Source organism: Chitinophagales bacterium, from assembly GCA_013816805.1.
Lineage (GTDB): Bacteria > Bacteroidota > Bacteroidia > Chitinophagales > UBA10324 > MGR-bin340.
Window position 1 is genome coordinate 1 of the sequence record JACDDS010000002.1, and the last position, 26,881, is coordinate 26,881.

Consider the following 26,881-nt stretch of genomic DNA (forward strand, 5'->3'; position numbering starts at 1 on the left):
CCAGTGCCATACTCCTTGAGTATCCTGATAATTTGTTCTTCGGTGAATTTTTCTCTTTTCATGACCAGTTAAATTTAAAACTGTATTTTCTATTTTTAACTGGCCCTATTTTATGGGGAGCTTACACGGAAGGCCAATGAAGTGTTTTGGTCAGAGCCAATTATAAATGGTTGAACGCCTATGAACTTGAATTGCGATGAATTATAGTCAATAAACTTTTGAAGGTATTGGCCAATAATTCTTTTATCAGCCGATTTGAACCATTTTTTTTGCAAAGCAATTCCACCTAACTGTCTTGAATGTTCAGTTAAACAAGGTACCTCACAAAAAACATCTAATGGCTTGCTCATTCGAATAATGATTGATCTATCCTTGTAGCGAAATAATCATTGAACTCTTCCTTGGCATTTCTAATCAACCCTTCTTGCAAATACTCTTTTATCAATGGGTATATTTCGTATTTGATGCGGTTTGTCATTTCCTCGTCACTGTCTGCTATAAAATAACCTTGGCCTGGTTGCAGCGATAATTCATTGCTTGAAGCGTACCAGTCGAATATTTCTTGAATTCTTGCAAAATCATCTTTGAAAAATTGATTTGAAATAATTGCTTTTGGTTTTAAAGAATACCAGGCAAATCTTCTACGTAATGCAAAGTCAACTACTGCCAAGCTTCTGTCAGCAGTATTCATAGTAGCAATTACGGAAAAATTATCTGGTAGCTTTTTTATTTTGAAATCTGGAGAAATTTCAATTTCAACATTCAATTTGTCCATCTTGTGTTCAAACAAATAGAAGATTGGACCTAAAACATTCGATAGGTTAGCTCTATTTATTTCGTCAATTATTAGAAGAACTTTTTCCTTCTCGTGTTCTTTTGCATACTTCACTGCTTCAGTGAAGCTTCCTAAATTTTCTTTATAGCTAAGTTCTTTGTTATTAAGGTCTGGTCGAATACCAAATATAAAATCTGAAAAACTTGTCTCTGCGTGGAATTGAGTAAAAAATGTTTTTGCATTAACTTTTTCAGCGACCTCTTTTGCTGTTCTTGTTTTTCCAGTGCCCGGAGGACCTTGAAGTACAATATATTTTCTTTGATTCAAAAGATTTTTTATTTCTTCGGCTTCATCTGTTGTTTCCTTTTTAAGAAAAGGTTCTAAGGCTTCTGAAATTGCTTTTCGATGGTCTTTATTGGATGGCCAGTCTCTAAGTTTTGCATAGCCAGCCACAAATGCAGCAATTATTTTCTTGCCTTCATCGTTTTCAGGATCATTAACAATTTGACTAGCAGGTAAAAATTTAGAATACATTTTAGAAATAGTATTCTTAATATGGTTTAGTTCAGAATGGCCTGTAAATGCTTTAGGCAATCCAGTTTCAATATCTGAAAAATCAGATTTACAAAAACCTTTTTCGTCAATTAGCTTTGAGAATAATCTTCTAAGTCCTGGGTAAGTTGCTAGTTCATAATCATTTTTAAAGCCACTAGACCCAATTCCTAAACATACTAGCCAAGGTTTGCTTTGGTCGTTAGGAAATATAGTAAGTGAAAAATCGTGGTATGGGCCAGAAGCTTCTTCTTCTGGATGAATAAAACCAAAATATGCACCATTGTCTTTTAATGCCTCTTGTCCAGTGTTGTTACGTTCAACATAAGGTTTATTGAATTCGTTGTCTTTCTTAGCACCGAATTGTTCCGCTTTCTCCTTGATGAATTGTCTAATATTTTCTATCCTCATATATAATCGGAATGTTCATTTTACAATTGTGTTTAACGTTTCGCAGTTACCTAAAGGGTGGGACTTTTACCACAAGACTTGATTTGAAAAACTAAACTTCCATTAACCACTATACTGTCTTTGAAACACGAAATCCCGTCTTTTGGGCAGGTGTGTTATAGGGCGCTTTTTTATTCTTTTCTTGGTCTGGATGCATTACAAAATCTATGTGTTAGTCTTGCATTTTCTGGGATGGTCTTGCCACCTAACCAATACTGCTCAATATGGTCAACGGCTGCATCATCTATTTGTGATATTTGATTATCACATAAGGCGCAAGTCGGGTTTTCTTCAAAAAGTTGTTCTTTCAAGTTGAAAGAGAAACATCTTTGCTGTTTCTTCTGTTCTCCTAGAATTTCATTCAGCGTATTTCTCCATTTGTCAAAACGTCTAATTACTTTTCTCTCCTCACTAGTCCCGATTTCAATGGCATCTATAAATTCTATATCATTAGTCATTATGCTTATGAATGCTTCTCTAATCGAGTCTAGGTTCGCATAAACGCTGTTTTTGTCAACTCGCGCAAATGAGTCCATAAGCACATCAAATAATGAGGCATTGAATCTTGACTTTTCCCAATATCCGTTTGGATTCTTATCATTTCCTTTATAATACCTTTTAAAGGCGTTCTCACCTAGAAGGGACTTTATTATTGCAATAGAATTTTTAAAGGCATTCCTAAGCTGCTCAGCATCTTTGTCGGAAATATTTTGAAATCTTGTTGTTTCATTATTGAGAAAATTCTTTACTGGAGATTTGTAATTGATATGAGTGTTGTGAAAGAAAGAAGCAAATCTTAACACAAGTTCAGCGTCCTTCATCCTTCTGTCGGAATGTTTTAGGCCAAGTAATTCTAAGAAGGTATTATCAGAAGCTAATTCCTTTATTAGATTATTAAATTTGCCTCTATAAACACAATTACGAAGTTCTTGAGTGTTTAAAGGAACTGAGCCAGTATTTAGTCTCTCAAATATTTCAAATTTCAAATTGGGATTAGATTCCTTTTTGAAAGTGATAGTTCTTATTTTGCAATACCGTATTTTGTCTTGAATGTCTTCAGGCAATTGAGTAAATTGTTTCCCTTGATATTCTTTAAGCACTTTTAGTCCAGTCAGCTTAAATGGTTTTCCTTTTTTGTCTGGGAAAAGCCCGTCCATATATGCGAAGAATGAAGTAAGTCGTTGTTGACCATCAATTACATAGATTTTGCCATCAGGTTCTTCTGTCAGATAAACTACGGGTAAAGGAATATCGAGTAAGGCTGATTCTAATAATCGACTACTTTTTATTATATCCCAAACAAAATAGCGCTGAAAGTCTGGCTGAACATCCAGTTTTCCACGCTTCCATCTTTGGTAAAGCCCATCAATTTCGGGATCCCCTTGTTCAGTATAAATTTTCGTTGGGCCATCTCCTACGACTTCCGATTCTGGTTCATCACCTTCATCATCAAAAAAGATTTCTTCCTCTAATTCTTCAGTCATTTTTATTGATTCGTTGTCCATATTGTATTAATTTAATTGCGTCTTTCTAAAATGCCCTATAACGGCTGGCGGCTTGGCGAAGGTGTCGATTTTTACCACAAATGTTGATGCGGAGAATCAATGTTTGATTAACCACAACGGTGTCTGCGGAACACTGAACCGCCACTTTTGCCAAACCGCTGTTAGCGGTAATTATTTTATTTTTAGTATTGTCTCAAATATTTTTCTTGGTGTAAAATTTGGATAGTCATTTATTACTTTTTCTATAATATCCTTTTTCAGTCCATCTTCTCTTTGATACGATTTCAAAAATGGGTATTTTGTCTTGTAAAGTATTTCCAAGTCGTGTCCTTGATGCAGATTAAATTCTTCTGTAACATTTAAAGTCCAACCATTTTGAAGGATACAAGGTTTTATATTTGTTGAATACAGTCCTAAATCATTTAGAACTTTGTCTATTATTATTTGTGCGTCAGGCATTGTTAGTTTATTAATGTCGGCATAGTTAGAATAATCGTTCAAAGTAAAATCAGAAAAATTTACTCTTCTTTCTCTGAGAAATAGCAAACCCATAAGTAGAGGGTCAAGCAGATAATTCTCAATTGCATATCTGTCATTTTCACCGATTACTATTACTCTATCTTTGCTGGCGTTTGTGGTGTCCCAATCAATAATTCCATAAACCTGCTCGTTCCCATTTTTCGATAAGTTATTTACTATATCAATGACATCAGTGCAATTTGAACCAACTGATGTTCTTGCTGGCAAGTAAATGGGTTCTGATGGCAATTGTTCGATACGTGAATAAATGTTCGTTAGAAGTTCGTAATAATTTACATCATTTTTACTTTCAACAAATACTTGTCTTCTTTTGTCATTAGAAATTTTTAGGAAAGGAATATCAGACGATAGAATTTCAACTGCTTGTTGAGTAGGTATTTTTGTTGGTATATTGTTCCCTCTAATCATTTGATAAATTGAAATACCATCCGAAGCAATTATTGTTGTCGGAGAATGAGTTGAAATAACCGTTGGGATTTTGTTCTCATTTACTATGTTCTTGTTTAGAACATCTACCATCATTTTAGACATTGAGGGATGGAGACCTGCATCAGGTTCGTCAAGCAATAATAAGTCTGGCTTCCCCAAATCTCCGCCAGTGTTGTATATAGCTAGTGCAAGCGACATTAATACTTTCTCGCCTGTCGATAAATCCATTGAGCTAATTTCAAAACCTGCAACTCGATCTTTTAATTTAAAATTGAAATTTGATTCTAGCCGAGTTCCGATTGGACTATTTACCTCATATGGTATATTCGTTTCAAGAAGGATTTTATTTACAAAATCCCAAGGAGGTTTTCCATATTTGTCTTCAAATTCTTTCATTGATAGTACAGGTTTTGAAGTAGGTCTTCCTGTTGAGTTGTAATATTCATTAAGGTTATTTTCTTCTTGCCTCTTATGATAAGTTTTGAAAATAAGAGCAAATTGGGCAGTGAAAAAATCATTATTCGCCATAAAAGAGATGTCGAAATAATCTGCAAAATCATCTTCTGTTAGTTTGTCGAATGTCTTTTTTGTGCCTTCAATTGTTTGTGTGATATATTTTTTTTGGTTTTCGTCTCCACCCAAATGCTGAAATAGTCTTTGAATTGTAAGGTTGGTTTCCGTAATTATATTTTGTAATGCGTTGTTGTAATTATTCCAAGTAGTCTTAATATGATTAATAATTGTTTGTGGGTTACAAGTTTCCTCAATATTGGGATTTAGTCCGTTAAATCCAATATATCTAACATTTGTTTTGACCACACCATTTATTAAAACCTGAGATTTTTTATTATCTGCTATTGCCTCTAATAAATGTGTTTTACCGCTACCGTTTTTACCAGTTAGCGCTGAAAACTCGGGAAGCTCAAACTCGCAAGGCGGATTTATTGATTTATGTTTCTGATTTATGTTGATTTTCATACTTATTTTGGTTGTCTTTAGTAATTACCGCTAACATCTATTACGCTACTGCTTCTTTTATTCATAGCGTGAATCCGCCTCTGAGTATGAGGATATACGCATGTTTTAACAAGAAAGCCATAGCGCTATAATATAGTAAGTATACTATTTTCAAATATAAAACTTTTGAAAAGGGAACCGGCGAGAGCCTGCTTTACTGAGGCAGTGCGCACAATATCCGTCATTTATCCTTGCGGTCGTTTAGGCATTTCCGCCATTCACTCAGCTTAAAGAAACTCATTCCTGATTGTCCGTTTTCCAGATTTTTTCTTTTGCATTTTTATAATGCTTCTCACAACTTTGGCGCGCCTTAGAGCCTGAGGGGGTTCTTCGGCTTTTCTGTAATTAAAACACAATCTACGCTTATGCAACAGTTAAAACGCTGCCTGCCGGTGGCATGCAATGTGCATTTTTGCATCATCATTCTATTATCCGGATTTGGTTCCTGCCTGGTATCTGCCTCCACAGTTACAAATATCAGTGCCATATACCGGAACGGTCAAACTTTTACAACCTGGACATCCCCGAAGGGTACCAACCTTCAGTATAATGTTTACCGCTCCACTTCAAAATTTACCTCATCATCCCAGCTTAGCAGTTCCACCTTTTTAGGATTTGTAAGGGACAGTTCCTCAAAAAATATCCGCCGCACCAGTCTCGACCATCAAAATGTGTTTTTTAAAATAAAAGATAATGGTAATCCACTTTCAGCTTCACAGGGGTTATATGTAACTACTTCTGTTAACGGTAAATCTTATTATTATGCAGTTACCGTAACAACCCTGAGTGATAATAAAGAAGATAAAACCATCACCATCGGTAGTAATAGTCTCTCCACACCGGTTAAAGAAAAGGTATCTGACCCATTGCCTGTATGGCAGGATTCAATACACTGGTCAACCGGAGACGAAGTGCAGATGTATGTGATCTTTGGAAATAACCAGGAAGCCGAGAACATGCCAGCATTTAACAGTAAAGGGTCGTACGGGTATAATTTTTACGTGTTAAAAAGGGGTGCTAAAAGCAAATATGCGCTCTTCGAATTCTATGAAGGCCTCCAGGAAAATTCCATCAAGGGGAATGGCCTTTCTCAATTTATGAATGGTACCATTACGGATTGCTACATAATGGGGATGGATGACTGGCTGCCATCCTCCGCTTCAAATGGTGATCATACGTATTGGAATGGCTACCATCAGTCGTACGACTTTTACTCGGGCACTAATCCTGTTCCATCGTCGGGAACGATAAAAACATTTTCCCAGCGCCGCTACATTTATTTGCTTGGATGGGCAAAGAAAAATTTGCCGCTTGATACTTCTAAGGTTTACCTGGTGGGTGTCTCAGCCGGTGGTTTCGGAGTGCTTACCACTGCGATGATTATCCCTGACCAGATAGCGGCGGTATATGAAGCTGCCGGTCCTTTCCTGGTGCAACCCGAAGGCAACGACAGCAAGTCGCAGGAGCTTACACAAATGTGGGGAGAAGCTTCAAAAGATCTTAGTTCAGATATTAAATATCCGTCTTCTGAAAATGACATTGGCATCTATGAATTGCTGGATACACGCTCCATGCTGCACATCAATAAAGACTATAATTTACCACCGGTGTATTGTGTTTATGGAAAAAACGATAAAACAATATTGTGGAATAAGTGGACAGTGGGAGGTTTTGATTCTTTAGAAACCACCCGTTGCGGAGGCGTATTCTTCTGGGACCAGCGCGATCATGATGGCAACGGAGCTAATTTTCTTGATCAGGAAACTACACCTGACTTCTATTCCCTGCAGACAACGAAACTGTTTCCTGCATTTTCCAACTGTTCTATTGACCCCAATTTAGGAACGGGAGACCCTGGCAGCGGTGCAAACTATGGAGCTCTTAACGGATATTTAGGCTGGAAGAATGATATCACAGATGAAAACTGTAAATTATCTATTAACGTTTTTATAAAAGATTTTTATGTGGGTGGCAAGCTTAGTGCTAATCAGTATTCTACCTGCAAAAGCGATATAACCTTTCGCCGGGTCCAGCATTTTCATCCAAAAAACGGAGATAAAATAACCTGGACGAATTATGATGTTAATAATTCAGTAATAGAGAGCGGTTCCTTTACCTATAAAAGCGGCTTGATTACATTAAAAGGAATTACAATCAAGAAATCAGGAAACCAGGTTAAGCTTACTTTGGGTAATTGCAGCCGTAGTGAAGCAGTGTTGTCAAACCTGCAAACGGCAACTGTTTCCTACAGCAAAACTTCAGAAGGATATATCGCACATATTTATTGTGAAAATGTGCAAAGCGTTAAAATGTCTATGTATGATGTGCTGGGAAGAAGGATTACCGTTCAGCAATTTCAACTTGCTACCGGTGATAATAACATTCCGGTTTTATATAAAAGGCCAGGTATTTATTTAGTAGAATGGAAAGGAGACACAATTGCTGCTGTGGATAAGCTGTTATTTTAATGAAAAGGTTCTTTCACGGCTGGATTATAAATAAAGTGATGTAATCTTTTTATAGATTAGTTCCTAATCAGTGTGTGTTGCTTGTGAGATCAAAGACTCTTAACACGGTTATACTTCAGCCCAAAATCTCTTTTCATTCAAACCAGGATATAAATTACTTAGCAAAACTTACGGAACGTTTTTCCCGGATCACTGTCACTTTAATTTGGCCCGGGTAGGTCATTTCATTTTGTATTTTTTGAGAAAGAGAGAACGATAGTTCTTCAGATTGCTTATCCGTAATTTTTTCTGATTCTACAATTACACGAAGCTCCCGGCCTGCCTGGATGGCGTAGGCTTTTTCGACCCCATCCTGGCTCATGGCCAGGTTTTCGAGGTCTTTTAACCGCTTCAGGTATTGCTCCAGCATTTCACGCCGAGCTCCGGGGCGGGCTCCGGATACGGCATCACAGGCCTGTACAATCGGTGAGATCACATACGTCATCTCCACTTCATCATGATGAGCCCCAATGGCATTACAGATAGCAGGATGTTCGTTGTATTTTTCGGCAAGCTTCATTCCTAATAGTGCATGGCTAAGCTCACTTTCTTCTTCCGGCACCTTACCAATATCATGGAGCAATCCTGCTCGCTTAGCAAGCTTAGGGTTTAAACCCAATTCGGCCGACATGATGGAACACAAGTTGGCAACCTCCTTAGAGTGCATCAGAAGATTTTGTCCGTAAGAAGAGCGGAAACGCATCCTGCCTACCATTTTCGTCAATTCGGCATGCAAACCATGTATCCCAAGCTCAACAACCGTACGTTCGCCCACTTCTACTATATGATCTTCCATTTGCTTCCGGGTTTTTTCCACCACTTCTTCAATTCGCGCAGGATGTATTCTTCCATCAGCCACCAGGCGCTGTAAAGAAAGCCGGGCAATCTCTCTGCGAACAGGATCGAAACAGCTGATAATGATGGTTTCCGGAGTGTCATCCACAATAATCTCCACCCCCGTGGCAGCTTCCAAAGCCCGGATATTTCTGCCTTCCCGGCCAATAATTTGTCCCTTTATATCATCGCTTTCAATATGGAATGTAGAGATTGAATTTTCAATAGCATGTTCAGCCGCCACGCGCTGAATCGTTTGAATAACTATTTTCTTCGCTTCCTTGTTGGCTTTTACTTTTGCCTCATCCATTATTTCCTTTACATGACCCATTGCTTCAGACCTGGCTGTTTCTTTCAGATTTTCAATCAGTTGGGCCTTAGCTTCTGCTTCTGTAAGCCGTGCAATCTTTTCCAGTTTCTGGATATGCTCTTCCTGAGCTTTTTCCAGTTCTGATTTTTTTAAAGAAACTAATTCAAGCTGACGGGAAAGATTTTGCTTAATAGTTTCCACTTCCTGCTCTTTTCGCTGAGCCCCTTCCATCTTTTGAGATAGCACTTGCTCATTTCTCTTAAAGCGAAGGTCATTTTGCTCCAAAGACTTTATGCGTTGCAGAGATTCTTTTTCAAATTCACCTTTAAGCTGTAAAATCTGCTCTTTTGCTTCTAATAATTTGTCTTTTTTTAAGTTTTCTGCTTGCTGACGGGCATCTGCCAGTGTTCTATCAGCTTCCTGGATCGCTAATTCACGCTCTTTTTTTGATGATTTGGAATACATAAGCCTGCCCACAAGCAGGCCCAGGCCAGCCATTATTATTGCCATTACAGCAAAAGCTATATAAGGAATTTGAGAATTCATTGTTTAATTTTTTGATTTTGAACAACATAACCAAATGGGTTTTCAGAAATTAATAGTCAGTCTATAACCAATTATTCTTAAAGTTAGTATCACAAAATTATAAATTTTGAAATACGAGGTATTGGTTATTCAAGCGGGAGTTTAATCAGGATACTTTTGGCTGACAAAAGTTTAAGGCTTCCGCAGTCCTTCCGAAACTAATAGCTCAGCCTCGGATAATTTTTTATTTACCTGCTCATTAACAGCTGTCCCTTCTTCATTTATTTTCATTACTTCCACCACATTCATTAAGGCGCTCATCGCGAGGTAATCCAGCTTTTCCTGACCTGTAAATTGCATTTGAAACTGGTATAACTTATCATTTATCAGCCTTTCTGCTTCTTTTATAAGAATTTGCTCGTTCGCTTTTACCTTAATAGGATAGGTGCGGTCAGCAATTGTGATATTAATGCTTATGGTGTCGCTCATAGTTATTCTGCCGATAGTTTTTCAATGCATCGGTCAATTTCCCGGATATATTCATTTAGCTTCCGCCTGGCATCCTTCAAATTCCCTTCGGAAAAGGGAATGTGGGTTGTTGCTTTTAATAATGTAATCTGCTCTTCCAGCTGACGAATCTGATCATTCTTTTGCTTTAACTCTGTCGCAGTAACCCGAAGCTTTTCATCTTTTACCAGCGTTTCAGCTGCTAGCCGGTCCTGTTTATCCAGGAGCCGATGGATTTTGGAAACAAGATCTTCCGTTTTCTTTAAAAGTTCATTCATTTTTAGTGCCTTACAACAGCATTTAATTCTGAAGAAAAAGTTTTAAGGAGCTGATTCATTTCATTTTCCACCTCCTGATCTGTTAATGTTTTATCCGGATGCTGAAACATAAAACTTACCGCATAAGATTTTTTATCGCTTCCTATTTTTTCATCTGAATATACATCAAACAAATTTACTTCTTTAAGCAGTGAATTACTAGATTTAAAAGCAATGCCTTCAATGTCCTGAAATGAAGTTTTTTTATCAATTATAAGGGCTAGATCGCGGCGGACAGAGGGAAATTTAGGAGGAGGCACAAACGTGGCTGAATTGCTTCCTAAATTTAAAAGTGCTTCCAGATCAAATTCGGCGTAAAAAACTTCTTTTTTAATATCAAAATAACTAAGCAACCCGGTATTTAGTTTTCCGATAGATGCAATTAATTGTTTATTTACATCATACGAAATCATAGACTGATAAATTTCATTTTCTGTTGATGCTGTTTGGAAGCCGGAAATGCCGGCTTTTTTTAAAATGTTTTCCACAATTCCTTTCAGGAAAAAAAAATCAACCGGCTGTTCTTCCTGATTCCATGATTCCTGAAACCTGCTTCCTGTAACCAGCAGTATTAAATGTTCCTTTTCCAGATATTTATTGTTATTCTTAGAATATGTTTTACCAAATTCGAAAAGCTTAAGATCGTACTGTTTGTGATTATGGTTATAATGAACTGCCTCCAGCGCAGGAAACACCATAGAGGTTCGCATGGAATCAAGGCCTATGTTGCTAAAGCTTTGCAGACGAACAATGGAATCTTGAGATTCGGGATAAAACACTTCTGAATGCTTTGAATTCGAAATGGAATTATTGATCATTTCACGAAATCCAAAGCCTGTAAGTGCATTGGAAAGCCCAAATACAAAAGAGCTTTTATCTTTTTTATCAGCTGAATAGCTGAGAGCTGAACGCACTTTTTCTGGAACTGGAATTTTTTCAATTCCATAAATACGCTGTATTTCCTCAATCAAATCAACATCACGCAATACATCGGTTTTAAATGTCGGAACACGGACAGTAATCCCTTCTTCATCTTCAGAAACAATCCTGAAATCCAAGGCCTCTAAAATTTTTTTTGCATCTGATTCCTGAATATTAATTCCTGTATACCGGTTTAGCTTGCTCCATTTGAGTGAAACAACAGATTCTTTAATTATTTCAGGATAAACATCTGTCAACTCTGAGGAAATTTGACCACCGCAGTATTCACAAATCAACAAGGCCGCACGCTTTAATGCGTATATATTGCCATTAGGGTCAGTTCCTCTTTCGAAGTGCGAGGCTGCATCGGTTCGTAAATGGTGATAAGCAGCCGTTCTGCGAATCCAGGATGGATTCCAGTAAGCGGCTTCCAGAAAAATACTTTCAGTCGTCTCTTTAACTCCCGATTTTGCTCCTCCGTAAACTCCTGCAATGCACATACCTTCATCTGAATTGCATACCATTAAGTCTGAGGCTCTCAATTTCAAATCTTTATCATCGAGGGTTTTAAACAGGGTCCCTTCCTCAAGCGTCTTAACATAAATTTCCTTTCCCTTTATTTCTTTGGCGTCATAAGCATGCAAGGGCTGACCGCATTCAATTATCACAAAATTGGTAATATCCACAATGTTGTTTATGCTGCGAATCCCAACTGCGTTTAATGTATTTTTTAGCCACTCAGGAGATGGTGCTACAGTGATTCCGGAAATAGTAACACCGGAAAACCGCGGACAGGCATCAGAATTTTCAACTGTTACTTCGATTGGAAGGGTGTGATTATGAATTTGGAAAGCGGAGATATCAGGAATCGTGAGGGATATTTTTTGATCCCGGTTGAATGATAGATAAGCAGCCAAATCCCTGGCTACACCAATATGCGACATCGCATCAGACCGGTTGGGAGTAATCCCTACACTTAAAATATAGTCATCAGCAATATTGAAATATTTTGCAGCGGGGGAGCCGACTTCTGCTGTATCCGGCAGGATTAAAATTCCACTATGGTCGGCACTTAATCCTATTTCGTCTTCGGCACAAATCATACCCTCCGATAAGATTCCCCTGATTTTCGCCTTTTTAATTTTAACAGGTTTATCCTCAAAAGGAAAAATGGTGGTGCCATGCAAAGCAACTACTACCTTTTGACCGGGTGCAACATTAGGCGCGCCACAAATGATCTGTAAATTATTCCCATCGCCTGTATCAACCCGGGTTACCGTCAGCTTATCCGCATCCGGATGCCGCCCTACACTTTTAACCAGACCGATTTTCAATCCCTGAAGGCCTCCCTTAACTGATTCCAGGTGTTGAATATTTTCCACTTCCAAGCCGATGTTAGTCAGAATTTCGGCTATCTCTTGCGGAGTTAAATTATTATCAAGGTATTTTTTTAATAAGTTATAGGAAATGTTCATCTTATCTTAAGCACAACAAATTAAAAGAAGTTTAGAAGATGATTGCAGCAGAGGTTTCAATTTTCTATATGCATTGAGAGGAGTAAATAGAATTCCAGGAATGCGGAAGCACTATTTTATGTTGCCAACCTAATTATATATACCAGTGTCGGGGTGGCAGGACTCGAACCTGCGGCCTCCTGCTCCCAAAGCAGGCATACTGCCAACTGTACTACACCCCGAAATTTTACCTGCGAAGGAAGGTATTTATTCCACCCAATCCAAATCAATACACAGGTAAGATCATGATTACTGGCGGAGAGGGAGGGATTCGAACCCTCGGTACCCTTTGCAGAGTACAACGGTTTAGCAAACCGGCCCTTTCGGCCACTCAGGCACCTCTCCGTGAGGACGCAAAAGTAAAAATAAAATAGGTGTTAATTGCAGAGTGAATTTACCCTAAAAGGTTTTAATTCACTACAGGGTCTATTAAATTATATTCTAAACATAAGGAGTAATTCAGGATATACTCAATTGAATTCTTTTTTCAATATCAGCTACAGATTCCCTGAATTCTTTATCTGTATCCATCAAATCACGTACTGCCTGGCAAGAATGAATTACCGTACTATGGTCTCTACCTCCAAAATGACGACCGATTACCTTGAGTGAGTTCTTTGTAAAGCTTTTTGATAAATACATGGATAATTGCCTAGCCTGTACAATGGCACGTTTTCTGGTTTTTTCCTTTAGCTTATCCTGCTGAACATTAAAGTATTCACAAACCGATTTCTGGATAAATTCTATAGATACTTCCCGTGAAATACTTTTTACGAAGTTCTTTATGATTTTTTTAGCTGTTTCCAGATCGATTTCTTTTTTATTTAAAGAAGACTGAGCCAGCAATGAGATTAAAGCTCCCTCCAATTCCCGGACATTGGAGCTGACATTATACGCGACAAATTCTATTACATCGTGAGGCAATTCTATTCCATCGGCATATATCTTCTTTTCCAGTATCGCCATACGTGTTTCAAAATCGGGGCAGCTAAGGTCCGTAGTCAGGCCCATCTTAAAGCGGGATAGAAGCCGCTCTTCAATACCTTCCAGGTCACGGGGCGAGCGATCTGATGTAAGAATCAATTGTTTGCCTGACTGATGGAGGTGGTTGAAAATGTGAAAAAATATATCCTGGGTGCGGTCCTTATTCGCAAAAAACTGAATGTCGTCAACGAGAAGCACATCTATCATCTGATAAAAATGAATGAACTCATTAACGGCATTATTTTTCAGGTAATCGATAAACTGATTTGTAAATTTTTCGGAAGGAACATACAGTACCGTCTTCTCAATAAAATTCATTTTAACCTGGTTTCCGAGCGCATGTAACAGATGTGTTTTGCCCAGACCCACGCCTCCATGAACAACCAGTGGATTAAAGGAAGTGCCCCCCGGTTTATTGGCTACAGCAAAGCTTGCGGAGCGCGCCAGGCGATTGCAATCACCCTCCACAAATGAATCAAAGCTATAATTGGAATTCAGCTGCGAATCGATCTGTACCTTTTTCAGCCCCGGTATCACAAAAGGATTTTTTATTTGATTACCGAGAACCATAGGAGCCAAAACCTCAGGATTTTTATTTGTATTGGTATTATACGTTGGTATGTTGACGGTATAAGGAGTGTTTTGTCCGGAATTTCCGTCCACAACAATCTGATATTCTAATCGCGCGTCCTTATCCAGCTCACGACGAATAATTTTTCGAAGCAATGTTACGTAATGTTCCTCCAGCCATTCATAAAAAAATTGGCTGGGTACCTGGATTGTTAAAACATTCTTTTCAAGTTTTATGGGTTTTATAGGTTCGAACCAGGTCTTATAACTTTGAAGGTTCACATTATCTTTAACAATTTTTAAGCAGCTTTTCCATACATCATCGGGTGATTTGTTCATTTGTCTCTCAGAATTATTAGTGTTTGTAAATTTTATTTTATCTCATCAATTTAAGTAGAATGGTGATAGAAGTGCAAACATCTTCTAAAAAAAGTTCAAAAAAATTATTTCTGCCTATTGACTTTTTCACCGCAATTACAATTGGGTTTTCCACACTCCATATTTTTTCTGCGGAAAGCGGAAATGTAGTGTGGATATGTATGTGGCGTTTATATTTTTTTTTCTAAAAGAAGAAAATGCATTCAGGTAACGATTTCAGCACGATAATATGATGATAACTATATTAATTTTTATCGGAAAAATCATCTAAACGTTTTGATTAGAATATACATTTTCGATTAAGATGAGTATACCTATTTTTCATTTCTCATAATCACCTCTTAATGAGGTTTACTACAATTAGAATTTATATTTAAGCATTAACGCAATGCAGCAGCTGTTTTATTTTTCATAAAATCAGGTAATGCTGAATAATGCAGATGGATTAATCCTGAAGTTGTATTTTAATTTTAATGAAGATCATTCATCAATAAACAATATTCAGGCTTTATACTCTCCGAACACCTTCCGTAGCGTATCTGAAATTTCACCCAGCGTGGCAAAACTTTCAACCGCCTCGACTACCGCAGGCATAATATTTTCCTCCGTATGCGCCACTCTCTCCAGCTCTTCCAATATCTGATCTACTTTTTGCGGATCCCTTTGTTTCTTTAATTCATGAAGTTTTTCCTTCTGTAATTCTCTAATGGAATCATCTATTTTAAAAATAATATTTGCTTCCTCATTTTCCTTTATAAATTTATTTAACCCGACTATTATTTTATCACCGTTTTCTATTTCCTGCTGGTACTTATATGCTGAAGCGGCTATTTCATTTTGAATAAAGCCGTCCTCTATGGCTTGCACAGATCCGCCCAAAGCATCTATCTTTTCTATATATTTCCACGCTTCTTTTTCCACTTCATCCGTTAGCTGCTCAATGAAAAAAGAACCGCCAAGCGGATCCACTGTTTGAGTAACTCCGCTCTCATAAGCTATTATCTGCTGAGTTCGCAATGCAATTGCTGCAGCAGATTCTGTAGGCAAGCTCAGTGCCTCATCATATCCGTTTGTATGGAGAGACTGAGTGCCACCCAATACTGCAGCAAGTGCCTGAACAGTAACCCTGGCAATGTTATTCAGGGGTTGCTGAGCTGTAAGCGTTGATCCCCCGGATTGTGTATGAAACCGCAACATTTGCGCACCTGCATCTGTAGCCCCTGACTCTCTGGTAATTTTCGCCCACATGCGCCTGGCCGCCCGGAATTTTGCTACCTCTTCAAAAAGGTTGTTATGAGCATTGAAGAAAAAAGAAATCCTCCTCGCAAATACATTAATATCCAACCCCCTGTTGAGTGCGGCTTGTAAATAGGCCTTACCGTTTGAAAGTGTAAATGCCACTTCCTGCACCGCAGTGGCGCCGGCCTCCCGAATGTGATAACCTGATACGGAAATGGTATTCCATGACGGTAATTCACGACCGCAATATTCAAAAATATCGGTGATCAACCTCATGGAAGCTTTTGGTGGATAGATATAAGTACCGCGTGCGGCATACTCCTTTAGTATATCGTTTTGAACAGTGCCTGAAATTTTTTTCAGATCCGCATTTTGCTTTTTTGCCAGAGCAATATACATGGCTAAAAGAATGTAAGCGGTTGCATTAATGGTCATAGAAGTAGTAATATTCTGCAATGGTATTCCTTGAAACAACGCTTCCATATCTTTCAAAGAATCAATTGCTACACCTACTTTTCCCACTTCTCCTTCAGCCATTTCATGGTCTGAATCGTAACCTATCTGCGTTGGAAGATCAAAGGCCACGGATAGGCCGGTGGTACCGTGTTTTAAAAGATAATGGTAGCGCCGGTTCGATTCTTCAGCAGTGGAAAAACCTGCATATTGCCGCATGGTCCATAATTTTTGCCGGTACATGTTTGCATGAATACCGCGGGTATATGGAAATTCACCCGGTTGTTCTGAAGTATCTTTTAATAACCTGGTATATGCACGCTGTATTTCAATTCCGGAATCCGTATAGAAATTATTTTTGTCCTCCTTTTTTCCCATAAGGTTTTTGATATGCAACGAAGATAGGCAAGCACTTTGAAAGTGCTCTTCTGCTTAACCTGCATTATCTCTGAAGGTTTTTTGAAATCGCTAATCGTCTTATGAATTGGAATGCAACGCTACCCTATTACCCTCACTATCAATAAATACTGCCATATATCCAAATTGGGGTGAAACCTGCCGCTTGGGAATAATAATTTTTCCTCCGGCAGTTTCTACGTGGTTAAGAATTATTATGAGGTCCGGATTTCCATTCAGATAAACCAAGGGACCTTCTGTGGCACCGGGTTTATAAAAACCCTCATTCCATACAACGGCACCTCCAATGGACTTCTCCTCAAACGGCAAGAAGCCCATTTTAAAGTTTGAACCGAGATCAAGCACAAACATTTTGTAATTGAAGATGTCCTCATAAAATTTTTTTGCACGCTCGAAATTGCCAGCGGGAAGCTCAAACCAGTTTAGCGCATTTTTCATATTTACTGATTGAATATTACTATAAAAGTTCCATTTCTTCAAAATACCGGATAATATGATCTTTTAAAAAATCTTCCTGTTCTATCAGATCCATGACCGGCAATGGTTTTTTTGCAACCCAATGCGGCCAGCCCTCCTGATCCACTGCTTTCAATTCATAATAGCCTGATACACTTAAAATACTGCACGTAGCAATATGCATTAAATCCTGTTTTTCTTCTTTGGTAAATTTTTTTTTGAGCTTTCCAAGCTCACGAATACCAATCAGGAACAATATGGCATTTACATCGGGAGCTTTCCCGAAATCATCTTTTAATTTTTGTCGAAGCTTCAGCCATTGCTTCTCTCTTACTAAGATTCTATTTTCCTCCTCCACAGATAATTCTTATACCTGAAAAATGAACATCATTACTTAAAGCAGTTTCCTGAATTATAAACAATAAACTTTAGCTCTCAAACTTAAACTGATCCTGGTCCTTTAAAAAAGGATATTTCTGCCGAAGGTGAATAAGGTGCTGATGTGAAAGAGTGCTTGTGAAAACTGTTTCGTTATGCTCTTGCTGTATTAATACTTCACCAGCAGGATCAACTGTCATACTATTACCACTGTGATATACTTCATTTCCATCGTAACCTACGCGGTTCACCCCTGCCACATAACATTGATTTTCTATTGCCCTGGAAATTAATAATTGCTTCCATGCATAAATTCTGCGTTCCGGCCAGTTAGCAACGTACAATATTAAATCAAAGAACTCTGAATTTCTGCTCCACACAGGAAAGCGAAGATCATAGCAAATCAAGGGAAGTATTTTCCACCCGTTCAATTCGACTAGAATTTTTTTATTGCCTCTGGTGTAATGCTGATTTTCTTCACCCAAGCCGAATAAGTGCCTTTTATCATAATGCTCAAAGCTTCCATCAGGGCGCATCCAGATTAAGCGATTATAGTAGTGGACTCCATCATTCATCATCATGCTTCCGCAAATAACTGCACTGGTTTGTTCTGCCATTAGCCTCATCCACGTCATTGCTTCACCGCCAATCGTCTCTGCAAAAATTTCCGGAGACATGGAAAAGCCTGTAGTAAACATTTCAGGAAGTAAAATCAGGTCTGTTGGAAGATCCACAGAAATGATTTTTTCGGCAAGCATTTCAAGGTTCGCCTTCCGGTTTTGCCAATGCAGGGATGTTTGAATGAAGGTTATATTTAAGTCAGCTTTCATATTCACTGTTCATTCCGTACCTGTACATTTGAATTGTAAAGAGCATTCGTTTTGGTAAATATGATGAGAATTTTTAGAAAAAGGACGACATGGCTGATAATTGTGCTGCTGTGTATTATTGCGCCAATTGCAGCTTTCAAAATTATGGAAACAAGCTTTGTTATTAGCCCTGAACAGATGAATAATTATTTCAGGGATAAGCCTATGCCTCCCAGATTTATTACATATAAGGAGTTAAACCACCAGATGTTTTATGCCACCACAGGAAGCGATACCAACCAGTTAATATTATTTGTTCATGGTGCTCCTGGATCCTGGGATGCCTTTATAAAATACTTAGGTGACACAGTTCTGATGAACCATGCACAGCTTGTTTCTGTCGACAGGCCTGGTTATGGAAAGTCAGGGCTTGGTCAGTCTGTAGCTTCTATAGAAGACCAGGCCAGGATGATTCAACCGATTTTAGATGCTAATAAATCAAATAAGCCGGCAATAATAATAGGTCACTCTCTCGGGGGAGCCGTTATTGCCCGTATAGCAATGGATTACCCAGATAAAGTGGGAGAACTGATTTTCTTAGCTCCCGCCATTGATCCCGATCATGAAAAAATCTGGAAGATCAGCTATCCTGCCAACTGGAAAATTTTTAAATGGATGGTTCCTCCTGTTTGGAAGGTGACCAATGATGAAAAGCTAAGCCACTCTGCAGAACTTAAAAAAATGCTTCCTCTCTGGTCTGATATTCATTGCCATTGTGTATACATGTATGGCGCAAAGGATGCAATAGTTCCCCCTGAAAATGTAGAATTTGCGAAAAGAATGCTGGTGAATGCGCCCCTAGAGATAATTGCTTTTCCTCATGAAAACCATTTTATTCCATGGACTAAAAAGGATTCAATAATCAAAGTAATCCTGAATTGTTTGAGAAAATAATTTATTGAATCAATAAGCTATTTAACAGCTGGAATACGGAGGCTCTTACCTAATTTTTGCTGAGCGGATATGGGAGATTCATAAATAGTTTGGTCTTTCCAGTACCACCACTTTAATTTTTCTTCATCATGTACTTTAGTAGAAGCAAAGTAAACCGCACAACGCATTACATAAAGAAGACAGGGATCTTGTTTTAGACCATAAAAAATTTCTATTTTTCTGTAGAGCAAGTAAGGATTTTTATATTGTAAGCTTTTTACATTGAGGATGCCAATGTTGATCAAATCTGCAGCAATGCTTTTTCCAATACCGGGAATAGTTTGCAATTCTTTTTGTACAGTGTTCATTTAAATCAAATTACAGCTCCTATTTTTTTCCTAACCATTTCCAGCCATTCTCCCAAAGTAATTTCTTTTTCAATTCTTCTTTAATATCCATCTCTTCAATCATTTTGCCAGCTTCCGATTCTCCCAAAGGAAAAGGATAATCAGTACCGAGGCAAATTTTATCTTCCCCCATTAAGTCTATAATATACCCCAACATTTTTTCATCATGGACCAGCGAATCAAAATAAAATTTACCGAGATAACTTTTAGGACTTACTGGATTGTCCACAGCCACCAGGTCAGGACGTTCCCGAAATCCATGTTCAATTCTGCCAATGGTAGCAGAAAATGATCCACCTCCATGGGCAAAAGCTACCTTCAGATCCGGTAACCTTTCAAAGACACCACCGAAAATCATGGAACAAATTGCACGGGAAGTTTCAGCCGGCATACCCACAAGCCACGGCAACCAATAATGCTGCATTTGCTCGCGACCCATCATCTCCCATGGATGAACAAATATTGACGCATTCATATTCTGCGCCGCTTCAAAAAAAGGAAAAAATTCAGGCTCACTTAAATTTTTCTGATTTACATTAGAACCAATCTGAACTCCCGCCATATTTAGTTCTTTCATGCAGCGTTCCATCTCCCTGATCGCCATATCCACCGATTGGAGAGGTACAGTACCCAAACCTGCAAAGCGGTGAGGAAATGTTTGAACAATTCCGGCAATGTGATCATTTAAAAATCTCGAGACTTCCAGGCAATCAAGTGGCCTGGCCCAATAGCTAAACATAACAGGAATGGTACTGAGCACCTGAACTTCCACCTCAAAATGTTCGCACTCTTTCATTCTAACCTCTGCATCCCAGCAATTATCATTTATCTCCCGGAAAAATTTATTATCAACCATCATTTTTGCACAACATGGCCTGTGGTGCTCAAGGTGAACAAATCCACCATATCCAAATTTTTTAGTCCATTCAGGTAATTGCTGAGGGATAATGTGAGTATGGATATCAAGTTTTCGCACCTGATCAAATGTAATAATCTCCGGAATGAAATAAACGAAATCTTAGATGTTGCTCAATATGCTCATGAAGCGTGCACTACTTATTTTTTAAAATTTTTTCTTATCAATCGGGTGTGCTGCTTTATTTAAATTAATTTATATTTCTGAACATCTTAACACACATTATGAAACTGCGCTTTCATCCCGCTTTGCTGATTCTCCCAATTATTTTATTCATAAACGGATGTCATTATTCCCAGAATTTTATCCGTCTTGAACGTACCAACTTCACTGGGGAAATAGGCCGTGATCAGAACCTTGTGTTTACCTTTTCGACTAATATGGTTCCTGATTCATTGCTTAATAAGTGGGACACCACCGTTTATATTCAATTCATACCCATTGTGAAAGGAAAATATAAATGGACCGCTTCCAATGAGCTAACCTTTTCTCCTTACGCTCTGTTTTCACCCAGCACTGATTTCGAGGCGATCTTCACCAAAAAATTATTATTCTATTTCAAAGAAAGGATTTCCCTGCCTGAGCAAAATAAAATTGCATTTCATACTCCTTATCTTACTCTTACAACACCACAAATTTTCTGGGCAACTTCATTACAAAATCCTGGTACGGCTGAAACAAGGATTAATTTAAATTTTAATTCCCCGGTATTGCCTGCTGAAGTAAACAAGAGGCTGCACATTTATGTAAATCAAAAGTCAGTTCTGTTTGATTTTCTAAATGGTAACACAGATTCCATTATAGTAATAGCTATTGCAGATTACATTGGAGATTCCAAAGGTTCAGTGCCCATCAAAATTCAAATAGATGCCGGGCTTCCGTCTGTAGGCACTTCCTATAAGTCGAAAACCAAGCTGGAATATAACCTTGTAATTCCGGAAAAGGGAAAAATTATGGTTACTGAAATGACGGCAATCTTTAAGGAAGGGATCGGGCAAATCAATGTATTTACAAACCAGCCCTTGATTAATGAAAATTTAAAATTGCTTGTCAGCATTGTTCCTGCCATTAAGTTTTCTGTAGAAAAAATTGACAATGGCTTTGCAATAATTGGAGATTTTGAAACTGATAAAACATATTCAGTAACCTTATCAAAAGATCTTCAGGGTATTTTTGGATACGCGCTTAATGAAAATTACGTTCAGAATGTTTCTTTTGGAGAATTGCAGCCCTCTATAGCTTTTGCAAATAAAAAATCAATATATCTGTCGGCTGCCGGAGACCGCAATATCAGTATTAATGCCATCAGCTTAAATAAAATTAAAGTGTCCGTAATCCGGATATACGAAAACAATATTCTGGCATTCACGCGTGCGGGAACAGAATGGGGATATTATGACGAACCAAATAACGGTGATTATGAGTACCATGACTATCAATATTACAATTATGAAAACTATGGAAACCTGATCTCTGAGAAAACCTACAGCGTGCAATCGCTTCCTAAAAATGGAAATACGCGATTGCTAAATCTCAATCTGGATGATTTGAATTATGGCAGTAAACTAAAAGGACTGTACGTATTGAAAATTCAGGATGCAGACCGTCAATGGTTACAGCAATCAAAGTTTATTTCCGTGTCCGATATTGGCCTTATTGTTCGGCAAGCTAAGGATGAAGTATATGTATTCGCCAATTCCATTTTAGATGCCAACCCGCTTCCAAACGTAAAGCTCAGTTTCATCAGCAGTAATAATCAGGTAATTCAAACTACCACTACAGACAAAGATGGAGTGGGAATAATTAAAAAAGATGAAGCAGTATTTGGGAATTTTCTTCTGGGAATGGTAACTGCAACTGTAAATGATGATTTCAATTTTATCATTCTCGATAACACTTCCGTTGAAACTTCACGATATGAAGTAGGCGGCAGCCACAGCAATGATGCACAGCTCGATGCCTTTATTTACGGTGACCGGGAAATCTACCGTCCCGGCGATACCATCCATGCAAATACAATTGTTCGCACGGAAGATTGGAAAACACCCGAAGGAGCTCCCATGAAAATGAAGTTGATTCTGCCATCAGGAAAAGAATATCAGTCATATAAAAAACTGCCTGATGACCAGGGTGCATTTGAAACCGCATTTTATTTGCCCGCAACTATTGTAACAGGGCAGTTTACTATTGAGCTTTATTCCGGAAATGATGTGCTGATTAATTCAAGAAAAATTAATGTTGAAGAATTTGTTCCGGACAGAATTAAGGTAACCGTGGAGCTTGATAAAAATATCTTTAAACCAAATGACCAGGTTAATGCAAGAATTAATGCAATCAATCTCTTTGGGCCCCCTGCTTCGAACAGAAATTATGAAGCAGAACTTTCCTTAAAGAGGCATGATTTTGCTGTAAAAAAGTTTAACGATTATAATTTTTCCATTCAGACATCTGAAAATATTCCTCTTGAGAATGTGATTAAGGAGGGAAAAACAGATGTGAATGGTAACGCTTCCGCAATTTATTCACTTCCCGACTATAAGGATATCGGCATTTTACATGGGAATATATATACTACAGTGTTTGATGAAACAGGCCGCCCAGTACACAGGCTTATCGAATTCGAAGAATATACACAGGATATTTTTTTCGGAATTAAAAATTTTGATTCCTGGGTAAGCACACACCAATCGTTAACTTTTCAATTTGCTGCACTCACCATTTCCGGAATTCCTGCAGCAACAAATGCAGTTGTAGAAATTTACAAACACAATTGGGAAAATGTAATAGAGCATTCCGGGGGCAGGTATAATTATAATCCCCAAAGAAGAGACCAACTTCTGTCGCGCTCCACTATAAATATATCTGCGTCCGGAGGCACTTTAAATTTTACTCCGTTTAATTCAGGTGAATATGAAGTTCGTATTCTTAAGCCTGGTACTAAAACATATGTATCCAGAATTTTTTATGCTTATGGATGGGAAGACACACAGAATACATCCTTTGAGGTGAGTACACAGGGAGAAATCACAATGCATGTTGATAAGGAGAGATATGCTATAGGCGATAAAGCAGAGTTGCTGTTAAAAGCACCTTTCGACGGAAAAATCCTGATTACTGTAGAACAAGACCATATTTTCAGTTATTTCTACGTCAGCACGAAGGACAAAGCAGCAAGGGCTACCATTTCAATACTTAAAGAATATGTGCCAAATGTGTATATCACAGCAACTGCTATCCGTAGATTAAATAATAATCCGTTACCGCTTACTGTAGCCCGCGGTTATATGCCATTGCTGATAGATAATGCAGAAAATAAGCTTCCGGTTACTATTATCTCAACTGCGGATTCGAGATCGAAAATCAAACAAACAATCACCGTAAAGACTCTGCCTGATGCAGAGCTTACTATAGCTGTGGTAGATGAAGGTATTCTGCAATTAAGAAATACTGCTTCACCCGATCCCTTTCATTACTTCTATCAGCAAAAGGCTTTAGAGGTTACCTCTTTTGATCTGTATCCATTTTTATTCCCGGAATACCGGAACAGTACCTTACAGGGGGGCGATATTGCTGAACTCAACCGCCGGGTAAATCCATTCACTATTAAACGCTTTAACCTTGTTGCCCTTTGGAGCGGAATAAAAAAATCCGATGCATCCGGTAACGTGGATTTTGATATTTATATCCCTCAGTTTTCAGGCTCTTTACGCGTGATGGCTGTTGCTTATAAAGACCGCAATTTCGGTTCTTCCGAAAAAATAATTAAGGTTGCGGATCCTATTGTAATAAGCACCGCATTACCAAGATTTTTAAGTCCCGGCGATACGCTTAATGTTCCTGTAACGCTTTCAAATACTACTGTAAAAAATACCAATGTGACAGCAGAAATACTGGTTAGTGGACCATTAAAAGTTTCCAGATCTACAACACAATCTGTTTCATTGAACGCCACCAGTGAAACCCGGTCAGAGTTTTCCATCTTTTCTAATGGTATTGCAGGAGAGGGCTCTGTAACTATAAATGTAAATGGTGCCGGAGAAAAGTTTTCAGATAAAACCAATATATCGATACGGCCTGCTTCCACTTTACAACGACAAACCGGCAGCGGATCAATAGAAGGCGGCCAATCACAAACACTGCATTTGCGTGCTGATATGATTGCATCTTCCATGGATGCAAAATTAGTGGTGAGCAGATCCTTATTGGGAGAATTTGCAGGCGACCTTAGATATCTGCTTCAATATCCATATGGATGCGCAGAACAAATTATTTCGTCTGCCTTTCCACAGTTGTATTATCGCGACTTGGCAAAAGCCTCTGGCCAGGATAATAAGGCAATTCAGCACAACCCGGATTACAATGTACAACAAGCCATAAAAAAAATTGAAGCTATGCAACTATATAACGGAGCGGTAAGTTACTGGCCAGCCAGCGATGTGGAAAGCTGGTGGTGTACTGCTTATGCAGCGCATTTTTTGCAAGAAGCGGGAAAAGCCGGGTTTGACATTAATCAGGACTTTCTCGAAAGGATGTACAGCTATCTTCAGTTCAAGATTAAATCAAGAGAAACCGAACTGTATTACTACCAGGATGCACGGAATATCACACAGAAAAAAACTATTGCTAAGAAAGAAATACCGTACTCTCTATGGGTGCTTGCTCTTTCAGGACGGTTTGATCAGTCTGCAATGAACTATTATAAAGCACATGAAGAATTATTAACGCTTGATGAAAAATACATGCTCTCCTCAGCTTATGCCGTATCAGGAAGCCAAAGCGCTTTTAATGATCTGTTACCTGCTGCATTCGCCGGAGAAACTTCGCTACGTGCACTGGGAGGCAGCTTTTATTCACCGGTCCGCGACGAAGCCATAGCTCTGCTTGTTTTACAGGAAGCCGATCCCGATAATCAGCAGATAGGGATCATGAGCAGGCACTTAATTCAAAAAATGAAAAGCGCTTCTTATTTATCAACCCAGGATCGTGCCTTTGCTCTTCTTGCGCTTGGAAAGCTTTCTAAAAAAACCAGGGAAAGTACCGTGACTGCATCAATCTCTTCAAATGGTAAATTAATCGGCGATTTTAACGGAAATGACCTCGCAATAAATCAAGGATTAGTGAATCAGGTCATCACCATTCAATCATCCGGAAGCGGCACACTCTATTATTTTTGGGAAGTAAATGGTATCAATACAACAGGGAGCTATAAACCGGAAGATAATTTTTTAAAGGCCAGAAAACAATTTTTTGACCGGGCTGGCAAACAAGTTAATCCTGCTGCAATACATCAAAATGATTTAATAGTGGTAAAGCTCACATTACAGGCATTGGATTACAAGGGCAGTATAGATAATGTGGCCATGACCGATCTGCTACCGGCTGGCTTTGAAATAGAAAACCCCCGTATAAGTGCTATACCAGACCTTTCCTGGATCAAAGATGAAACTCCATTTGATTATATAGATATCCGGGATGATCGCATTACCTATTTTGCTACTGCAACAGCAAAAGAAAAAAATTTTTATTACGTGGTGCGTGCTGTGTCAAAAGGGGTGTTTCACATGGGTCCTGTGAGTGCAGATGCAATGTACAATGGAGAATATCATTCTTACAACGGAGCTAGTACAATTACAGTGAAATAATATTTGATTTTCAATTCTACATCTGATTTATTGGCTATACCACAAAGGAGGTATTGATTACCCTTTACACTCAAACGTATATTTGTTCCGCAATTAAAATTATAACAGAAATGAAGCAGAACGGTGTGAAAGGGAAAAGCTTTATATCCTTATTTAATATAATTATTTTTAGTTGGCAAATCCAGTTTCAGAATCTCTTTCACGCCGCTTTGCTTTACCTGAGAAACCAATAAATATGTAAGGAAATATTTAAATATCATTATCGCTTTTTACCTGATCCCGTAAGGTCTTGTCAAGAGTGAAAGCCCCACGGTGAATGAAATTTATAAGTAAGTATGATCTGTCATATTGAATATTTCTGAGGTCTTTAAAATCCGATTGTAATCCCGTAAGATTTCATCGGATTTATTTTATAATAAATTTTGTCTGACAGTTTTTCAAAGCAACCGATACCACAAAAAGGTCATTGACACCACTGAAAAGCTCACTTACTTTTGTTTTATAATTAGTAAATAATTCAGCTTTGAAAAACTAAAGGGAAAAGGAATAAGAATACCCGGCTCTTTGCAATCGCCCTATCATATTTTACCTATTAA

General features: G+C 38.3%; 17 protein-coding genes and 2 tRNA genes. 3 read left to right on the top strand and 16 right to left on the bottom strand.

The annotated features are described in order from the left end of the window. Nucleotides 1-346 precede the first annotated feature (346 nt). From H0W62_01870 to H0W62_01880, 3 genes are all read right to left on the bottom strand, one after another. A complete protein-coding gene (locus H0W62_01870) occupies nt 347-1,738 on the bottom strand; it encodes an AAA family ATPase (protein ID MBA3647289.1) in 1,392 nt (463 codons plus the stop codon). A gap of 170 nt (nt 1,739-1,908) precedes the next feature. Next, nucleotides 1,909-3,261, bottom strand: a complete 1,353-nt coding sequence (locus tag H0W62_01875) for a DUF262 domain-containing protein (protein ID MBA3647290.1) — start codon at nt 3,259-3,261, stop codon at nt 1,909-1,911. Nucleotides 3,262-3,453: 192 nt separating this feature from the next. After that, nucleotides 3,454-5,235 carry an ATP-binding protein gene (locus H0W62_01880; GenBank protein MBA3647291.1) on the bottom strand — a complete coding sequence of 594 codons (1,782 nt, stop codon included), beginning with the start codon at nt 5,233-5,235 and terminating at the stop codon, nt 3,454-3,456. 398 nt (nt 5,236-5,633) lie between these two features. On the opposite strand from H0W62_01880, the gene H0W62_01885 reads away from it, so the two are divergent. Next, nucleotides 5,634-7,736: a hypothetical protein gene (locus tag H0W62_01885; GenBank protein ID MBA3647292.1), complete on the top strand. Its 2,103-nt coding sequence runs from the start codon at nt 5,634-5,636 to the stop codon at nt 7,734-7,736. 154 nt (nt 7,737-7,890) lie between these two features. Here the strand turns inward: H0W62_01885 and rny are convergent, their stop codons facing one another. From rny to H0W62_01940, 11 genes are all read right to left on the bottom strand, one after another. Beyond that, a complete protein-coding gene (rny, locus tag H0W62_01890; GenBank protein MBA3647293.1) occupies nt 7,891-9,465 on the bottom strand; it encodes a ribonuclease Y in 1,575 nt (524 codons plus the stop codon). Between the two features lie 171 nt (nt 9,466-9,636). Further along, complete coding sequence (locus H0W62_01895; protein MBA3647294.1) at nt 9,637-9,933, bottom strand: cell division protein ZapA; 297 nt, start codon at nt 9,931-9,933, stop codon at nt 9,637-9,639. Nucleotides 9,934-9,935: 2 nt separating this feature from the next. Next, complete coding sequence (locus tag H0W62_01900; GenBank protein ID MBA3647295.1) at nt 9,936-10,229, bottom strand: hypothetical protein; 294 nt, start codon at nt 10,227-10,229, stop codon at nt 9,936-9,938. A 2-nt stretch (nt 10,230-10,231) separates the two neighbouring features. Further along, nucleotides 10,232-12,664, bottom strand: coding sequence for a phenylalanine--tRNA ligase subunit beta (locus H0W62_01905; protein MBA3647296.1), 2,433 nt, complete (start codon nt 12,662-12,664; stop codon nt 10,232-10,234). 148 nt (nt 12,665-12,812) lie between these two features. Continuing rightward, nucleotides 12,813-12,885 (bottom strand) — tRNA-Pro (locus H0W62_01910). Between the two features lie 71 nt (nt 12,886-12,956). Then, a tRNA-Ser gene (locus H0W62_01915) sits at nt 12,957-13,048 on the bottom strand. Between the two features lie 114 nt (nt 13,049-13,162). Then, complete coding sequence (gene dnaA, locus H0W62_01920; protein MBA3647297.1) at nt 13,163-14,596, bottom strand: chromosomal replication initiator protein DnaA; 1,434 nt, start codon at nt 14,594-14,596, stop codon at nt 13,163-13,165. 540 nt (nt 14,597-15,136) lie between these two features. After that, complete coding sequence (locus tag H0W62_01925; GenBank protein MBA3647298.1) at nt 15,137-16,705, bottom strand: methylmalonyl-CoA mutase; 1,569 nt, start codon at nt 16,703-16,705, stop codon at nt 15,137-15,139. Nucleotides 16,706-16,804: 99 nt separating this feature from the next. Continuing rightward, entirely contained in the window at nt 16,805-17,182 is a 378-nt protein-coding gene (locus H0W62_01930; GenBank protein ID MBA3647299.1) for a VOC family protein, read from the bottom strand. A 19-nt stretch (nt 17,183-17,201) separates the two neighbouring features. Beyond that, nucleotides 17,202-17,540: a hypothetical protein gene (locus tag H0W62_01935; protein MBA3647300.1), complete on the bottom strand. Its 339-nt coding sequence runs from the start codon at nt 17,538-17,540 to the stop codon at nt 17,202-17,204. Between the two features lie 88 nt (nt 17,541-17,628). Continuing rightward, a complete protein-coding gene (locus tag H0W62_01940) occupies nt 17,629-18,408 on the bottom strand; it encodes an amidohydrolase (protein ID MBA3647301.1) in 780 nt (259 codons plus the stop codon). A 162-nt stretch (nt 18,409-18,570) separates the two neighbouring features. On the opposite strand from H0W62_01940, the gene H0W62_01945 reads away from it, so the two are divergent. Continuing rightward, on the top strand, nt 18,571-19,341 hold the full coding sequence (locus tag H0W62_01945) for an alpha/beta hydrolase (GenBank protein ID MBA3647302.1): 771 nt from the start codon (nt 18,571-18,573) through the stop codon (nt 19,339-19,341). Between the two features lie 17 nt (nt 19,342-19,358). Here H0W62_01945 and H0W62_01950 read toward each other — a convergent pair whose 3' ends face one another. After that, nucleotides 19,359-19,688, bottom strand: a complete 330-nt coding sequence (locus H0W62_01950) for a pathogenicity locus (protein MBA3647303.1) — start codon at nt 19,686-19,688, stop codon at nt 19,359-19,361. 19 nt (nt 19,689-19,707) lie between these two features. Further along, nucleotides 19,708-20,688 (bottom strand): amidohydrolase, encoded by a 981-nt coding sequence (locus tag H0W62_01955; GenBank protein MBA3647304.1) that lies wholly within the window; start codon nt 20,686-20,688, stop codon nt 19,708-19,710. A gap of 179 nt (nt 20,689-20,867) precedes the next feature. On the opposite strand from H0W62_01955, the gene H0W62_01960 reads away from it, so the two are divergent. Then, complete coding sequence (locus H0W62_01960) at nt 20,868-26,285, top strand: alpha-2-macroglobulin family protein (protein MBA3647305.1); 5,418 nt, start codon at nt 20,868-20,870, stop codon at nt 26,283-26,285. Nucleotides 26,286-26,881 lie beyond the last annotated feature (596 nt).

Excerpts from the sequence above, each read along its gene's own strand:
- H0W62_01870 (MBA3647289.1), bottom strand. The coding sequence starts at position 1,738 with ATGAGGATAGAAAATATTAGACAATTCATCAAGGAGAAAGCGGAACAA.
- H0W62_01875 (MBA3647290.1), bottom strand. The coding sequence starts at position 3,261 with ATGACTGAAGAATTAGAGGAAGAAATCTTTTTTGATGATGAAGGTGAT.
- H0W62_01885 (MBA3647292.1), top strand. The coding sequence starts at position 5,634 with ATGCAACAGTTAAAACGCTGCCTGCCGGTGGCATGCAATGTGCATTTT.
- rny (MBA3647293.1), bottom strand. The coding sequence starts at position 9,465 with ATGAATTCTCAAATTCCTTATATAGCTTTTGCTGTAATGGCAATAATA.
- H0W62_01895 (MBA3647294.1), bottom strand. The coding sequence starts at position 9,933 with ATGAGCGACACCATAAGCATTAATATCACAATTGCTGACCGCACCTAT.
- H0W62_01900 (MBA3647295.1), bottom strand. The coding sequence starts at position 10,229 with ATGAATGAACTTTTAAAGAAAACGGAAGATCTTGTTTCCAAAATCCAT.
- H0W62_01905 (MBA3647296.1), bottom strand. The coding sequence starts at position 12,664 with ATGAACATTTCCTATAACTTATTAAAAAAATACCTTGATAATAATTTA.
- dnaA (MBA3647297.1), bottom strand. The coding sequence starts at position 14,596 with ATGAACAAATCACCCGATGATGTATGGAAAAGCTGCTTAAAAATTGTT.
- H0W62_01925 (MBA3647298.1), bottom strand. The coding sequence starts at position 16,705 with ATGGGAAAAAAGGAGGACAAAAATAATTTCTATACGGATTCCGGAATT.
- H0W62_01930 (MBA3647299.1), bottom strand. The coding sequence starts at position 17,182 with ATGAAAAATGCGCTAAACTGGTTTGAGCTTCCCGCTGGCAATTTCGAG.
- H0W62_01940 (MBA3647301.1), bottom strand. The coding sequence starts at position 18,408 with ATGAAAGCTGACTTAAATATAACCTTCATTCAAACATCCCTGCATTGG.
- H0W62_01950 (MBA3647303.1), bottom strand. The coding sequence starts at position 19,688 with ATGAACACTGTACAAAAAGAATTGCAAACTATTCCCGGTATTGGAAAA.
- H0W62_01960 (MBA3647305.1), top strand. The coding sequence starts at position 20,868 with ATGAAACTGCGCTTTCATCCCGCTTTGCTGATTCTCCCAATTATTTTA.